Origin of the sequence: Mitsuaria sp. BK041 (assembly GCF_014193085.1) — a bacterium.
Taxonomy (GTDB): domain Bacteria; phylum Pseudomonadota; class Gammaproteobacteria; order Burkholderiales; family Burkholderiaceae_C; genus Roseateles.
In genome coordinates this window covers 1,305,331-1,319,924 of sequence record NZ_JACHYT010000002.1, presented here as the reverse complement: position 1 = coordinate 1,319,924, position 14,594 = coordinate 1,305,331, and the positions used below count along the sequence as shown (strand labels likewise).

Genomic DNA, 14,594 nt, shown 5'->3' with positions numbered 1-14,594 from the left:
TGGCGTAGACTCCACATTTGTAGCCACAATGTCGCTACGTTTGAGCGAGAAGTCCATCATGAGCCTGGCCATCAAATCCACCGAACTGCGATCCCGCGTCGAGCCCGAACTCAAGGATTCCGCTGCCGAAGTGCTGGCCCAATGCGGCCTCACCCTGAGCGATGCGATCCGTCTCTTCCTCACGCAGGTGGTGTTGCACAACGGCCTGCCCTTCGAGGTGAAGGTGCCCAACGCGGAGACCCGCGCGGCGATGGAGGAAGCCCGTGCCGTCACCCGAGCTCGGTTCGGTTCCGGAAAGGAACTGATCGATGATCTTGAAAAAAAGGCCCGCCCGCGAAAAACGCGCTGAGCCCCCGCGCGTCACCGACTACGCCGCGAAATTCCTGCGGGACTGGGAACGGCTCTCGCATTCAGGTCGGTACGACATGGGCCGCCTCAAGGCGGCCATGCTCCTGTTGATCGCCAACGACGGGCCGTTGCCCGCCGAGTACAAGGACCACGCCCTCCTGGGCGACATGCGGGATCACCGCGAGTGCCACATCGGTGGCGACTTCCTCCTGATCTATCACCTGCGCGGCGACACCATCGTCTTCGTGCGCGCGGGGACGCACGCGGAGCTCTTCGGGCGCTGAGCGCGGACTGGCGTTCAGATCACATCACACGCCACCAGCCGCCCGTCCAGCTCACGCAGTTCGGGGCGGACCTCGGCGCAGCGCGGCAGGGCCAGCGGGCAGCGCTGGTGGAACGAGCAACCGGTCGGGGGTTTGAGCGGGCTCGGGAGCTCGCCGTGGATGCGGATGCGCTGGCGGCGGTCGGCCGGACGCAGCGCCGGCGTCGCGCTGATCAGCGCCTGCGTGTACGGGTGCAGCGGCCGCGCGAAGATGCGGCGCTTGTCGCCGTGTTCCACCGCGCGGCCCAGGTACATCACCATCACCTCGTCGGCCACATGCTCCACCACCGCCAGGTTGTGCGAGATGAACACGTAGCCGGTGCCGAACTCCTCCTGCAGGTCCATGAACAGGTTGAGGATCTGCGCCTGGATCGACAGGTCCAGCGCCGAGGTCGGCTCGTCCGCGACCACGATGCCGGGCTGCATCACCATCGCCCGCGCGATCGCGATGCGCTGGCGCTGGCCGCCCGAGAACATGTGCGGGTAGCGCTGCAGGTGCTCCGGCCGCAGGCCGACCTTGGCCGCCAGCGCCTCGATCCGCTCCCGCCGCTCGGCACGGCCCAGCGTCGTGTTGATCACCAGCGGCTCCGCCAGCGTCGACGCGATGGTCTTGCGCGGATTCAAGGCGGCGTAGGGGTTCTGGAACACCATCTGCACCTCGCGCCGCAAGGCCTTGCGCGCGGCCGCGTCGGCGGCATCACGACCGTGGATGCGCAGCGTGCCGGCGCTCGGCGCCTCGATCAGCGTCAGCGCCCGCGCCAGCGTGGACTTGCCGCAGCCGGACTCGCCCACCACCGCCAGGGTCTTGCCCGCCGCCAGCTCGAAGCTCACGCCGTCCAGCGCGCGCACCGTTGCGGCCGGCGCGAACCAGCCGCGGCTCACGCGGTAGTGGCGAGCCAGGTCGCGCGCCTGCAGCACCGGCGCCGCGCCTGTCGTCGCGTCCGCCACGGGCATCGAGGACGCCGGCATCGGCGCGTCGTCCGCGGCGCTCATGCGGCGGTCTCCTCGCTCAGCGGATAGAAGCAGCGCACGCCGGCGTCCAGCGCCGGACGCTGCGCGCGGCAGCGGTCCTGCGCACGCGGGCAGCGCGGCGAGAACAGGCAACCCGACGGCCGGTCGAGCGCGCCCGGCACGATGCCCGGAAGCGCCTGCAGGCGGCGTCCGCCGCGGTTGTGCTCGGGGATCGCGGCCAGCAGGGCCGCCGTGTAGGGATGCCGCGGCGACTCGAAGACATCGGGCAGCCGGCCCGTCTCGACCACCTGGCCGGCGTACATCACCGCCACGCGCTGCGCCATCTCCGCCACCACCGCGAGGTCGTGCGTGATCATCACCAGCGCCATGCCGCGCTCGCGCTGCAGGCGCAGCAGCAGGTCCATGATCTGGGCCTGGATCGTCACGTCCAGCGCCGTCGTCGGTTCGTCGGCGATCAGCAGCTTGGGCGAGCAGGCGATCGCCAGCGCGATCATCACCCGCTGGTTCATGCCGCCCGACAGTTCATGCGGATAGGCGCCCAGCCGGCTCGCCGCGTCGGGGATCTCGACCTGCTGCAGCAGCTCCAGCGCGCGCTGCCGCGCCGCCGCGCCGCGCAGGCCGAGGTGGGCCCGCAGCACCTCCTCGATCTGGTGGCCGACGGTGTAGCTCGGGTTGAGCGAGGCCAGCGCATCCTGGAACACCATCGCGATGTCCTTGCCCACCAGCCGCCGGCGCGCGGCCGCGGGCATCGCCAGCAGGTCCTGCTCCTCGAAGCGCAGCGAGGCGGCGCTGGTCACGCCGGGCGCGTCGATCAGCCCCATCAGCGCCATCATGCTGACCGACTTGCCGGAGCCCGATTCGCCGACGATGCCCAGCACCTCGCCGGGCGCGACATCGAGGTCGACACCATCCACCGCCGGGAAGGCGCCGAAGCGCACGCGCAGGTCACGGATCTCCAGCATCACGAGACCCTCTTCAGGCGCGGGTCGAGCGCGTCGCGCAGGCCGTCGCCCATCAGGTTGACGCTCAGCACCGAGGCCAGGATCGCGAGCCCGGGCAGCGTCACCACCCAGGGCGCACGCACGATGTAGTCGCGCGCCGACGACAGCATCGTGCCCCACTCGGCCATCGGCGCCTGGACGCCCAGGCCGAGGAAACCGAGGCCGGCGGCCTCGAGGATCGCGGCCGAGAAGCTCAGCGAGGCGTTGACGATCAGCGGCGCCAGGCAGTTGGGCAGCACCGTCGAGAACATCAGCCGCCAGGTCGACGCGCCCGCGACGCGGCTGGCGGTGACGTAGTCCTTGCCGAGCTCGGCGAGCGCGGCGGCACGGGTGAGCCGGACGTACTCCGGCAGGCTGCCGATGGCGATCGCGATCACCGTGTTCATCAGGCCCGGCCCGAGCACCGTGATCACGCAGATCGCCAGCAGCAGGCCGGGCAGCGCGAGCATCACGTCCATCAGCCGCATCACGACCGGCGCGAGCAGCCGCTGGTGGAAGGCCGCCAGCAGCCCCAGCAGCACGCCGGGGATCAGCGACAGCACGACCGAGGCGAGCCCGATGCCGAGCGACACGCGCGCGCCGTGCAGCAGCCGCGACAGCAGGTCGCGACCGAGTTCATCGGTGCCGAGCAGGAAGCGCGCCTGGCCGCCGTCCATCCACAGCGGCGGGGTCAGCATCGCCTCGCGGTACTGCCTCACCGGATCGTGCGGCGCGATCCAGGGCGCGAGCAGCGCCGCCAGCGCCAGCAGCGTGAACACGACCAGCGCCACCAGCGCACCGCGGTTGGCGGAGAAACCGCGCCAGAACTCGGCCAGCGGGCCGGGCGGCAGCACCGGCGGCGCCATGACGGGCGGGACCTCGGGTGGGAGGCTCGTCGGCGCCGGGCGGGTGGGATCGCTCATGCTCATCTCAGCCCTGCTTGCGGATGCGCGGATTGACCACGCCGTACAGCAGGTCCACCAGCAGGTTGACCGCGATGAAGGTGCAGGCCGAGATCAGGATGCCGGCCTGCACCACCGGATAGTCGCGGCGCGCGATGGCGTCGATGAGCCACTTGCCGATGCCGGGCCAGCTGAAGATGGTCTCGGTCAGCACCGCGCCGGCCAGCAGACTGCCGACCTTCAGCCCGATCACCGTGATGACGGGGATCAGCGCGTTGCGCAGGCCGTGCACCAGCACCACCCGCGCCGGCGACAGGCCGCGGGCGCGGGCGCTGCGCATGTAGTCCTCGCGCAGCACCTCCAGCAGGCTGGAGCGGGTCATGCGCGCGATCACCGCCGTCGTGCTGGTGCCCAGCACCAGCGCCGGCAGCAGCAGGTGGCGCAGCGCCGAGCGCCAGGCGCCGGCCTCGTCGTGCAGCGCCGCGTCGATCAGCATGAAGCCGGTGACGCGCTGCACGTCGTACTCGACGGCGATGCGGCCAGACACCGGCGTCCAGCCCAGCCCGACCGAGAACAGCATGATGAGGATCAGCCCCCACCAGAACACCGGCATCGAATAACCCACCGTGGCCACGCCCATCACGCCCTGGTCCAGCAACGAGCCGCGACGCAGCGCCGCGGCGATGCCCAGGGCCATGCCCAGCACGATCGCCAGCAGCAGCGCGAACAGCGCCAGTTCGGCGGTGGCCGGGAACAGCGCGCGGAATTCGTGCGAGACCGGCTCGTGCGACACCAGCGAGCGCCCCAGGTCACCGTGCAGCAGGCCGCCGACATAGTCCGCGTACTGGCGCCACAGCGGCTGGTCCAGGCCGAGCTCGTGCATCAGCCGCGCATGCGTGGCCTCGTCCAGCGCGCGCTCGCCCATCATGATCGCGATCGGATCGCCCGGCACCAGCCGGATCAGGCCGAAGGCGACCAGCGTCACGCCGATCAGCGTCGGCAGCAAGGTGGCCAGGCGGCGGAGGAAGAAGTTCAGCAAGGCAGGCGCCAGGTCAATACGCCGAGCGCACCTGCGAATCCGCGGCGCGCGGCTGCTTCATGAGCATCCCGCCGGGCGTGGTGACCACCTCCAGCAGCGCGGCGGTCTCGGCATCCATGTCGCCGGCGAAGTTGGCCGGACGGTATTTCATCTGGAAGGTGCTGATCACCTCGCGGGTGGCGATGTCGAACTCGCCGGTGCGCGGCATCTGGTAGCCCACCTGCGCCAGGCGCTGCTGGAACCAGTTCACGTCGGGCACCGGGCCGACCTCGTAGATGGCCCGCTTGACCTGCACCTGCGCCGCGTCCGGCCAGGCGATCAGACCGGCGTCGGCGAGCTGCTTCCAGGGGAACTCCGGACCCGGGTCCTGCTTGCGCCCCGGCGCGATGTCGTTGTGGCCGAGGATGCGATCGGAACGGATGCCGTGGCGCGCGACGATCTCGCGGGTCAGCTGGATGACGTCGTCGATCTGCTTCTGCGGATAGGGCGCGTAGACGCGGCCCAGCGGCGTGTCGGTGAAGCCGGCGTTGACGATCTCGATGCCGATCGAGGCCGAGTTCAGGTTGGTCGCGCCGCCCCAGTAGCTGACGCCGGCGTGCCAGGCGCGGCGGTTCTCGTCGACCAGCTGGTAGACCTTGGACGGGTTGTCCTGCACCAGGTAGTGCGCGGAGACCTTGCCGCCGGTGGTCAGCACCTTCATCGACTTGTCGAAGTCGAGCACCGTGTAGTGGAGGATCAGGAACTGCGCGCGGCTGTCCTGGTTCTCGGAGACATGCGTCTTGTCGATCTGCAGCGTGGGCGAGGCGCAGGCTGCGAGCAGCGCGGCGGCGGCGAGGGTCAGGAGCTTGGTCTTCATGGGGCGAGGGCCGCGCGCCGCGCAGCGGCCAGGGCGGTGTCGGGTTGTTGAACGGCGAGGGGCAGGTCGTGCGGCAGCGCGGCGCGCAGGCCGGCCTCGATCGCCGGGTGCAATTGCAGCACACGTCCGGCGGCGGTGACGGGACGCACGCCCAGGCGGCGCACGAGCGCCAGCGGCAGCCGGGCGAGCTCGCGGCCGGCGCGGTGCAGCAGCGCGAGGGCGTCGGGATCATCGGCCTCGGCCGCGCGCGCGACGGCCAGCGCGAGCCGGCCGATCGAGCCGCGCCGTGCCGCGTTGTCGCCGCCGTACATGAAGGCGCGGGTGGTCGGCCAGTCCGCGCCGCCGAGTTCGTCGAACAGGTGGCGCGCCAGCGCCGAATCCGTCCAGGCGCCGGGGGCCTCGTCCTCGCGTCGCCAGACCAGCGCCAGTGCCTCGCGGGCGATCCACTGGCCGCCGCCTTCGTCGCCGAGCAGCGGACCGCGGCCGCCGGCACGGTGCAGCGCGCCGTCCGCGTCGATGAAGGCCGCGATCGCGCCGGTGCCGGCGTAGACCAGGTAGCCCTCGCCGGGGCGGTAGAGCGCATGCCAGGCCTGGGCGATGTCGCTGTCGCAATGGATCTGCGCCGGCGCCAGGCCCAGCTGCTGCGCCAGCAGCGCACGCAGTTGCCGGCTGGCGGGGCCGTCGGGTTCGCCGAGCCCGGTGACGCCGGCCTGCAGGCCCCGCAGGGCGCCCGGTGCCGCGTGCGCGATCACCGCCGCGGCGAGCGATTGCAGCGTCTGCGCCAGCGCGACGCGGCCGGCGCTGCTGTCCAGCAGCAACGCGCTGAAGCCGCCGACCTCGCCGCGCGCCACCAGCGTGCCGTCGGGCCGCGACAGCGCCCAGCGCGTCTGCGTCCCGCCGGCGTCAAGCCCCAGGCCGAGCCCGGCGCCGGCGCGCGCGCTGCCCGGCCGGTCGGGCGCGTGGGCGGAGGCGGTGGCGTCGGGGGTGAGGCTCATGGGGGAGGGCGTGGCGCGCGGAGCTTAAGAGGCGCGTCGCGGGCCCGCCATTGTCAATGCGCGGGGCGGGTATGAGTTGGGCTCATGGCCGCCATGAAAAACGGGCTCCCGAAGGAGCCCGTGGTGTCCGCGAGGACCGGCCGTCGAGGCCGGTCGCCCGCAGAGAGCGTGATCGATCGTGCGTCGATCAGAACTCGTAGGCGGCCGTCACCTGGATGGCCCATTGCGATTCGCCCTTGACCTGGCGGATGGCCAGGTTGTCGTTGATCGCGTTGGCGTTGGTGCGGTAGACGTAGTTCCCTTGGGCATCGATGCCGGCGAAGTTCACGAAGCTGCGACGGTTGCCACCGGCGGACTGGAAGGTGACTTCGTCGATGCGGCCCCACTTCTTGTTGAGCAGGTTGCCGATGTTCAGGATGTCGAAGGTGACCTTGCCCTTGTGCTGCGGGAAGAAGCCGGGGACTTCCTGGCTGACGCGCAGGTCGAAGCTGTTCACGAACTGCGAGAACGAGCTGTTGCGCGGCACCACGGCGCCCTTGTACTTCGACAGGTCGGGGTTGTTGTCGACGATGTTCCAGAACGCCGCCTCGTCCGCCGGGGTGGCGAACTTGACGCCCGCCGCGCCGCGCGAGGCGGGGATGTACAGCAGGTCGTTGCCGGCGACGCCGTCGCCGTTCATGTCGTTCAGGAAGGTCCAGCTGTAGGGCTTGCCGCGACGGCCTTCCCAGAACAGGCCGACGTTGGTCTTCAAGTTGCTGATGAAGGCCTTCTGCCACGTCACGTTGGCGGTGAAGCGGTCGCGGATCATGTACGCCGAGTTGGCGGCCACGTTCTCGTTCGGATTGAAGACGGCGCGCGAGTTGAAGTTGGAGTTCGCCACCGACGAGGTCAGCGGGCTGACTTCCGACGCTTCCGTGTAGGTGTAGGCGACGCCGAAGCCGAAGCCGTCACGGGCCGGACGCTGGAACGACAGGGTGATGGCGTTGCCGTCGCCCTTCTTGGTCTTCGTGGCCAGGGTCACGTTGCCGAACGATGCGTTGGACAGTGCGCGCGAGCGGCCGTTGGCGCAAGCGCCGGTGGTGCTCAGACTGCCGTTCGTGTTGGTCCAGCAGTTCGGGCTGTAGCTCTGCGGCGTGTAGTACAGCGAGCGGCCGTCAGGACCGGTGGCGGTCGGGTCGCCAAGGTTCAGGTGCTGGTAGTAGATGCCGGTGTTGACCTTGGTGTAGACCCACTCGACGCCGAAGTTCATGCCGAAGAACGGCAGCTCCGCGTCGTAGGCGAGGTTCATCTTCCAGACGGACGGCTGGCCCAGGCCCTTCTGGATGAAGTCGACGTTGGCGGCCGGCGTTGCGCCTGCCAGGATCGGCTGGTTGTTCGGATCAGCGCTGAACACGCCCGAGGCGGTGCCCGAGCAGGCGTTCAGACCGGCCGTTCCACAACCGACCAGGCGCGTGGCCATGCCGGTGTTGGAGTACGGGTTGGTCAGCCAGACCGATGCCGCGGCGCCCTGGAACAGGCCCGCGCCGCCGCGGATCTGCTTCTTGTGGCCGGTGCGGCTGTCCAGCGCGTAGTTGAAGCCGAAGCGCGGCTGGAACAGGTTTTCGCCGTCGACGGTGGTCGAGTTGTCCAGGCCGAAACCGCCCGTGGCACGCGTCACGCTGCTGGCGCCCGTCACCGCGCCCGGCACGACGGCCGCGGCTGCGGCGGCGTTGTAGGTCGGCTTGTCGTTGGTGCTCAGCTGGTCGAGGCGGAAGCCGGCCGTGATGTTCAGGTCCTTGGAGACATTCCAGGTGTCCTGCAGGAACACGCCGGTCTGACCCAGCGTCCACTTGGCGATGCCGTCATCCAGCGTGCCGCCGGCCACGGGAACCTGGACCTGGTAGCTCGAGGGCCGACCGCGGGTGAAGTTCTCCAGCACCGCCGCCTGCACCTGCGCCGCGGAGGCGGTGTTGCAGTTGATCGCGCCAAAGCTGTAGGTCCAAGCGCTTTCGCAGCCGAACGTGTAGTTGCCGTTCACGTTCTGGAAGAACGCGTTGTAGATCTTGTTGCGCTGCAGGTCGCCGCCGAACTTGATCTCGTGGTCGTTCTTGATCCAGGTCGCGCCGAAGTAGGCGTCCAGGGTCTTGGTGTCCAGCACGTTGAACTGGCGGCTCTGCTCGGTGCCGAAGTTCACGAAGCGGTTGCCGGTGCTCGCGCCGGCCGGGGCGCCGTCGGGCAGCGCGCCGTTGAAGCGGATGCCGATCGCGGGCAGGTTGCTGTTGTTCTGCGGAACGCTGTTGTAGTCCCGGTTCGAGATCTTCAGCTCGGTCGAGAAGTCCGGCGTCCAGTCGGCGAACCACTGGCCGACGACGGTGTCGATCTTCTTCTTCTGCTGCCACCACTGCGAGGTCATCTGCAGGCCGGTCGCGCTGTAGCCGCCGAAGGAACCGTTGTTGGTGTCCGACTGCTCGGTGCGCGCGACGCGGATGCTGGCGCGGTGGTTGTCGTTGATGTTCCAGTCGATCTTGGCCAGATAGTCCTTGACCGACAGCTGCGACTGACCGATCACCGAGCCGGTGTCGATGCCGTAGGCGTTCTTTGCGGTCTGGGTGATCGCATCGAGCTGGCCTTGCGAGATCGCGTTGTTGGTCAGCGAACTGCCGATCGGCCCGAACTCGGGCTGGGCGCGGTTGCTCTTGAGCTCTTCATAGTTGACGAAGAAGAACAGCTTGTCCTTGAGGATCGGGCCGCCCAGGGTGAAGCCCTTGGTGTCTTCCTTGAAGGGCAGGAAATCGGTATAGCGCTGGTTGCCGCGGTCGAAGCGCTTGCCCACCATGTCGTCGTTGCGGTAGACGTAATAGACGCTGCCCTTGAACTCGTTGGTGCCCGACTTGGTGACGGCGTTGATGTTGGCGCCGGTGTAACCCTTCTGGGTCACGTCGTAGTTGGACAGGTTGACCTGCACCGACTGGATCGCGTCGATCGAGATCGGCTGCTTGGCCGTCGGCAGGTTGTTGGCTTCCAGGCCGAAACTGTCGTTGATGGCGACGCCGTCAATCGTGATCGAGTTGTAGCGCGAGTTCTGGCCCATCGCCGAGATCTCGCCGCGTTCCTTGTCGGTCTGCGCCAGGCGGGGATCGTTGCGGGCGTAGTCCTGCAGGTTGCGCGCGATCGACGCGTAGGCGTCCAGTTCGGCGCGGTTGATCTGCGTGCCCGAGCCCATCGTCGAGTTGTTGAACTTCGCCGCGGTGGCGCTGCCCGTGGTGACCACGGTCTCGAGCTGGGTGGAGCTCTTGCCCAGCTGCACGTCCAGGCCCAGCGTCTCGGCCAGGGCCAGGTAGACGTTCTCGCTGACCTCGCGGTCGCCACCCTTGGTGACGGTGATGGTGTAGGGACCGCCCACGCGCAGGCCGCGCGCGTTGTAGCGGCCGTCGGCATCGGTGGTCTGCGTGTTCGAGGAGCCGGACTCCTTGTGCAGGATCACCACCGTGGCGCCCGCGACGGGCTTGCCGTCAGCGCCGACCACGCGGCCGCCGATGGCCGAGGTGGTGTTCTGCGCCATCACCGGCGCGGCCGCCACGATGGCGACCGCGGCGGCCAGCGCCGTCCGCGAAAAACCCAACCAATCCTTCTGATTCATTCCTGTGCTCCTGTGCGACGTCAGACCGAAACCCGTTCCGAGGGGGCTGTGAACGTTCCGCAAACGTTTTCCGTCGCCGACTTCAACGCGATGTGGTGCGCGTCGCGGCGATGCCCGCCCTCGTTTGTTGTTGCGTCGGGCGCGCTCTTGGGCGCGCCATCTCCGCTTATGAAGCAAAAAGCCTACCAGCCGAAACCTGCCGCATCAATGCGGCAATATCGGGAGACCTCTCCTTCACAGCGCGTCGTCAATGCCTCATTCGAGCCCTTTTTCGGGGCGCTCACGGCGGCCTCACCAACGCGTCAGCGGCGCAGTCTGGATAGCCAATGTTGAGGAGCTGTGACAAGTGTTCACTGGCGTTTTCAGGTGAGGCACCTACGCCACACCGAAGCGCAACAGCGCCCAGGGACGGGGCGCGCGCGCCGTGGCGCAACCCGCCGATCGGCGTCGATGTTCGAGGGTTTCCCCTAGGGCTGATGAGCGCACGCCGCCGGGGTCGGTCGTTGCGCCGAATCGACAGTGAAGGCCCTGCGTTCAGGCGACGAACGAAGCGCGAGGGCCTTCCTCACCGATCGCATTGATCGCGGACAGCACCAGCGCCTCGCCCGGCGAGGGCCGCGGGATGCGACCGTCCGGCGGCAGGGCCTCGAAGCGCCAAGCCTGGCCGGCCGGGCGGCGCCAGAGCGCGAAGCCACGTGCCGGCGCGCCCGCCGCGGAGGCCCGCAGCGCGCCGTCCGACTCGCGCGACAGCGAGACGGCGCCGCATGCGGGCGCCGACAGCCAGGGCGTGGCGGGCGCGAGCGCCGCCTGCGCATAGGCCCCGTCGCGCAGCGCGTCGGCGATGCCGCGGCGGTTCTTCAGCAGCGCCACCATGCTGAAGTGCAGGTGACCGCCAGTGCCCGGCGCGGCGCGCGTGAGCGCCACCTGCTCGGCGATCTCCTCCAGCGGCCAGCCATCGGCCTCGTTGCCGGCGCGGCTGGTGAACAGCCCCGGCCAGACATGCCGCCCCAGCGGATTGAGTCCTTGCCAGGCCCGCATCAGCGGCTCGAAGGCTTGCGGCTTCTGCGCGCGCGGCCAGTAGAGCTGCGGCGCCAGGTAGTCCAGCCAGCCCATGGCCATCCAATGCTCGACGTGCGCGTAGAGCTTGTCGTACTGCGAGAACCCGGTGATGCCCGCCGGTCGCAAATCGGGCCGCGGCAGGCCGAAGGGACTGATGCCGACGCGCGCCGACGGCCGCAGCTCGCGCACCAGCTCGTACAAGCGCCGCACCAGCTGGTCGACGTTGTCGCGACGCCAGTCGGCCCGCGCCAGCGTGCCGCCGCCTCGGACGTAGCGCAGCCAGCTCGCGTCGTCGGGGAAGTCGATGTCCTGCTTGGCCGCGTCCTGGACCGGGTAGGGATAGAAGTAGTCGTCGATGTGCAGGCCGTCGACGTCGTAGCGGGTGAGCAGGTCGCGGCAGACCGCCAGCGTGTGGTCGGCGGCGCCCGGTTCGCCGGGATCGATCCAGAGCTGGTCGCCGTACTTCTTCACCCAGTCCGGCCGCGTGCGGCTCAGGTGGGTGGCGGCGGGCGCGGACTTGCCGCCGCTCTGCTTCGCGCGATACGGGTTCAGCCAGGCGTGGAGTTCGAGACCGCGCGCGCGGGCCTGCTCGATCCACAGCGCCAGCGGGTCGTAGCCCGGTCCCTGGCCCTGGACGCCGGACAGGTACTCGCTCCAGGGTTCCAGCGTGGAGCGGTACAGCGCGTCCGCGCTGGTGCGGACCTGCAGCACGATCGCATTCAGGCGCAGCGCCCGGGCGTGGTCGAGGATCGCGTGGATCTCGGCGATCTGCGCGGCGTCGCTCAGGCCGCGGCGGCTGGGCCAGTCGATGTTGGCGACCGTCGCCACCCAGGCGGCCCGGAACTCGCGCGGCGCGGGCGGCGGGCCGTCCTCGGCGGTGGCGGCCTCGGTCCGGGCCGGCACGGCGCTCGACCGTCCCGTCGAGCAACCCGGCAGCGCCGTCCCCAGGCTGCCGAACACCGGTGCGGCCAGGGCCGCGGTCATCCACTGTCGTCGTCGCATCGAAACTTCATCCGGCGGCGCCGTGCGGCCCGCTCACACTTTCACGATCCAGCCGCGCCGCCACATCGCCCACGCGATGCCGTAGAACACCGCCACGAAGCCGACGGCGAACAGCAGCGACGCGAAACGCGGATCCACCGGCAGCGCGCGCAGCGGCGCGAAGAGCCAGGCCTTGAGCGACACGCCCTCGGCGACGTGGACCAGCCCGAGCAGCCGGGCCACCAGCCCGGACAGCGCGAACAGGAACAGCGCGTTCATGCCGAACACCACCAGCGGCTGCAAGCGCCGCGCCATTGCGTCGCGCATCCGGGGCAATGGCGCGGCATCGAGGAGCCAGTAGAACACGCCGAACACGAGGCACCCCCAGCCGGTGGTCAGGAAAACGAAGGCGGGCGTCCACAGATTCTTGTTGATCGGCAGCGTCCAGGCATCGAGAACCTGGGTGGCCCAGAGGCAGCCCAGCCCAGCCACCATGAACCACATCGCCTTCTCGGCGGGATCGCGGCCGCGTCGTGCCAGCCAGCGGCCCGCCAGCAATCCCGCTATCTGGCTCGCGACGGCCGGCAGCGTGCTCAACAGGCCTTCGGGGTCCCAGGTCTTGCTCTTCGCCCACAGGTGCCCGCCCAGCAGCGCCCGGTCCAGCCAGGCGCCGACGTCCTCGCCCGGCTGCAGCGAGCCGCGGTGCCAGACGCCCTGCGCATCGGGCACGGCCACGAAGGTCTGGATCAGCCCGTAGCCCAGCAGCAGGCCGATGAACACGGCCAGTTGCGCGCGCCAGCCACACCACAGCGCGATCGGTGCCGCCAGGATCGTGATGAGTCCGAGCCGCTGCAGCACGCCCGGCAGCCGCACCGTCTCGAAGTGGAAGAACGGGAACAGGTTCAGCAGCAGGCCGATCAGGACGATGGTCGTCCCGCGCCGCCAGGCATGGCGCAGCAGCGCGCCGCGGTCGTCGACCCGGCCGCGTCGGGCCAGGCTGAAGCTCATCGAGATCCCGCTGATGAAGACGAAGAACGGGAAGATCCAGTCGGTGAAGGTCCAGCCATGCCACTGCGCGTGGCCGAGCGGCGCGTACAGCGCCGACCAGTCGCCCGGGTTGTTGACCAGCAGCATCGCCGCGATCGCGAAGCCGCGGAAGGCGTCCAGCGACAGCAGCCGCTCGCCGGCCGCCGGTCGCGTGCCGGGCGCGGCCGCGCTCACGCGCCGGGCTCCTTGCGGCCGAAGCCCTCGGGGATGCGGATCAGCGCGGTCATGACCAGCGACGGGATCGTCGCGAGCAGCACCCAGCCGAAGAAGTGCAGGTAGCCGAGCTGGTCCTGCAGCCAGCCGCTCCACATGCCGGGCAGCATCATGCCCAGCGCCATGAAGCCGGTGCAGATCGAGTAATGCGCCGTCTTGTGTGGTCCATCCGCGACCAGCACCATGAACATCATGTAGGCGGTGAAGCCCAGGCCGTAGCCGAACTGTTCCACGGCAAGCGCCGCGGCGACGATCCACAACGAACCCGGATGGGACCACGCCATCGCCAGGAAGACCACGTTCGGAAGGTGCATGGCGAGCACCATCGGCCACAGCGCGCGCTTCAGCCCCACGCGCGAGATCGCCCATCCCCCCAGCAGCCCCCCCACTGTGAGCGCGATCAGGCCCACGGTGCCGTAGACGATGCCGAGTTCCGTGTTGCTGAGTCCCAAGCCGCCCTGGTCCTGCGGGTCGAGCAAAAAGGGCACCGCCAGCTTCAGGAGTTGCGCCTCGGGGAAGCGATACAGCAGCAGGAAGCCGAGGATCACCGCGAGGCCGGGCTTGCGGAAGAACTCCGCAAAGATGTGGACGAAGGTGGCGCTGCTGCGCTCCGAGCGCGGCATCGGGGCGTCGGCGGCCGGGCGAGGCAGGCGCCACCAGTGATAGCCCGCCAGCAGCAGGAAGCCGCCCGCCATCAGCGCGATGACGGTCTGCCAGGCAAGGACCCAGCTGCCGTACGTCTTCTGCACCTCGCCGGCCAGCACGACAAGCCCGCCCATGCAGGCGATGTTGGCCAGCCGGTAGAAGGTGGAGCGCACACCGACGAAGGCGGCCTGCTGATGCTGGGCCAGCGACAGCAGGTAAAGGCCGTCCGCCGCGATGTCGTGCGAGGCCGAGACGAAGGCCATCACCCACAACGCCGCCAGCGACAGCTGGAAGAACGCCGGCAAGGGCAGCGCCAGTGCGACGGCAGTCAGCGCCGCGGCGATCAGGAACTGCGTCGCGACCGTCCACAACCGTTTAGTCGCGAACATCTCCACCAGCGGCGACCACAGCGGCTTGACCACCCACGGAAGGTAGAGGCCCGAGGTGAACAGCGCCATGTCCGTGTTGGAGATGCCGAAGTTCTTGTACATGACCGTCGACATCGACATCACGAAGACGTACGGCAGGGCCTGCGCGAAGTACAGCGTGGGCACCCAGGCCCAGGGACCTCGCGGCGACGGCGAAGCGGGAGTTACGGGAGAAGCGGGAGAAACAG

Annotated in this window: 12 protein-coding genes; 2 read left to right on the top strand and 10 right to left on the bottom strand. The window is 69.5% G+C overall.

Annotated features, from left to right (window positions below; genetic code table 11):
• Positions 1 to 58 precede the first annotated feature (58 nt).
• Together FHT38_RS21665 and FHT38_RS21660 are read left to right on the top strand one after the other, a co-directional pair.
• Entirely contained in the window at positions 59 to 349 is a 291-nt protein-coding gene (locus tag FHT38_RS21665) for a type II toxin-antitoxin system RelB/DinJ family antitoxin (protein WP_183483396.1), read from the top strand.
• A complete protein-coding gene (locus FHT38_RS21660; RefSeq protein ID WP_404935747.1) occupies positions 312 to 632 on the top strand; it encodes a type II toxin-antitoxin system YafQ family toxin in 321 nt (106 codons plus the stop codon). The genes FHT38_RS21665 and FHT38_RS21660 overlap by 38 nt, the downstream gene beginning before the upstream one ends.
• A gap of 14 nt (positions 633 to 646) precedes the next feature.
• Here FHT38_RS21660 and FHT38_RS21655 read toward each other — a convergent pair whose 3' ends face one another.
• The 10 genes from FHT38_RS21655 to FHT38_RS21610 all read right to left on the bottom strand — a co-directional run bounded on the left by FHT38_RS21655 (position 647) and on the right by FHT38_RS21610 (position 14,532).
• Complete coding sequence (locus tag FHT38_RS21655) at positions 647 to 1,624, bottom strand: dipeptide ABC transporter ATP-binding protein (protein WP_183493631.1); 978 nt, start codon at positions 1,622 to 1,624, stop codon at positions 647 to 649.
• Between the two features lie 35 nt (positions 1,625 to 1,659).
• Positions 1,660 to 2,604 (bottom strand): ABC transporter ATP-binding protein, encoded by a 945-nt coding sequence (locus FHT38_RS21650; protein ID WP_183493182.1) that lies wholly within the window; start codon positions 2,602 to 2,604, stop codon positions 1,660 to 1,662.
• A complete protein-coding gene (locus tag FHT38_RS21645; RefSeq protein WP_183493630.1) occupies positions 2,604 to 3,488 on the bottom strand; it encodes an ABC transporter permease subunit in 885 nt (294 codons plus the stop codon). Before FHT38_RS21645 ends, FHT38_RS21650 begins: the two co-directional genes overlap by 1 nt.
• A gap of 64 nt (positions 3,489 to 3,552) precedes the next feature.
• A complete protein-coding gene (locus tag FHT38_RS21640) occupies positions 3,553 to 4,563 on the bottom strand; it encodes an ABC transporter permease subunit (RefSeq protein ID WP_091729016.1) in 1,011 nt (336 codons plus the stop codon).
• Between the two features lie 13 nt (positions 4,564 to 4,576).
• The gene (locus tag FHT38_RS21635; RefSeq protein ID WP_183493181.1) at positions 4,577 to 5,419 is read right to left on the bottom strand and encodes an N-acetylmuramoyl-L-alanine amidase; all 843 of its coding nucleotides are present in this window, start codon (positions 5,417 to 5,419) and stop codon (positions 4,577 to 4,579) included.
• The gene (locus FHT38_RS21630) at positions 5,416 to 6,414 is read right to left on the bottom strand and encodes an N-acetylglucosamine kinase (RefSeq protein ID WP_183493180.1); all 999 of its coding nucleotides are present in this window, start codon (positions 6,412 to 6,414) and stop codon (positions 5,416 to 5,418) included. Before FHT38_RS21630 ends, FHT38_RS21635 begins: the two co-directional genes overlap by 4 nt.
• A gap of 187 nt (positions 6,415 to 6,601) precedes the next feature.
• Positions 6,602 to 10,033: a carboxypeptidase regulatory-like domain-containing protein gene (locus FHT38_RS21625; RefSeq protein ID WP_183493179.1), complete on the bottom strand. Its 3,432-nt coding sequence runs from the start codon at positions 10,031 to 10,033 to the stop codon at positions 6,602 to 6,604.
• Between the two features lie 534 nt (positions 10,034 to 10,567).
• Positions 10,568 to 12,094 carry a glycoside hydrolase family 10 protein gene (locus FHT38_RS21620; protein WP_183493178.1) on the bottom strand — a complete coding sequence of 509 codons (1,527 nt, stop codon included), beginning with the start codon at positions 12,092 to 12,094 and terminating at the stop codon, positions 10,568 to 10,570.
• A gap of 33 nt (positions 12,095 to 12,127) precedes the next feature.
• Complete coding sequence (locus FHT38_RS21615; protein ID WP_310737410.1) at positions 12,128 to 13,294, bottom strand: heparan-alpha-glucosaminide N-acetyltransferase domain-containing protein; 1,167 nt, start codon at positions 13,292 to 13,294, stop codon at positions 12,128 to 12,130.
• Positions 13,291 to 14,532: an MFS transporter gene (locus FHT38_RS21610; RefSeq protein WP_183493177.1), complete on the bottom strand. Its 1,242-nt coding sequence runs from the start codon at positions 14,530 to 14,532 to the stop codon at positions 13,291 to 13,293. Before FHT38_RS21610 ends, FHT38_RS21615 begins: the two co-directional genes overlap by 4 nt.
• Between the last annotated feature and the right edge of the window lie 62 nt (positions 14,533 to 14,594).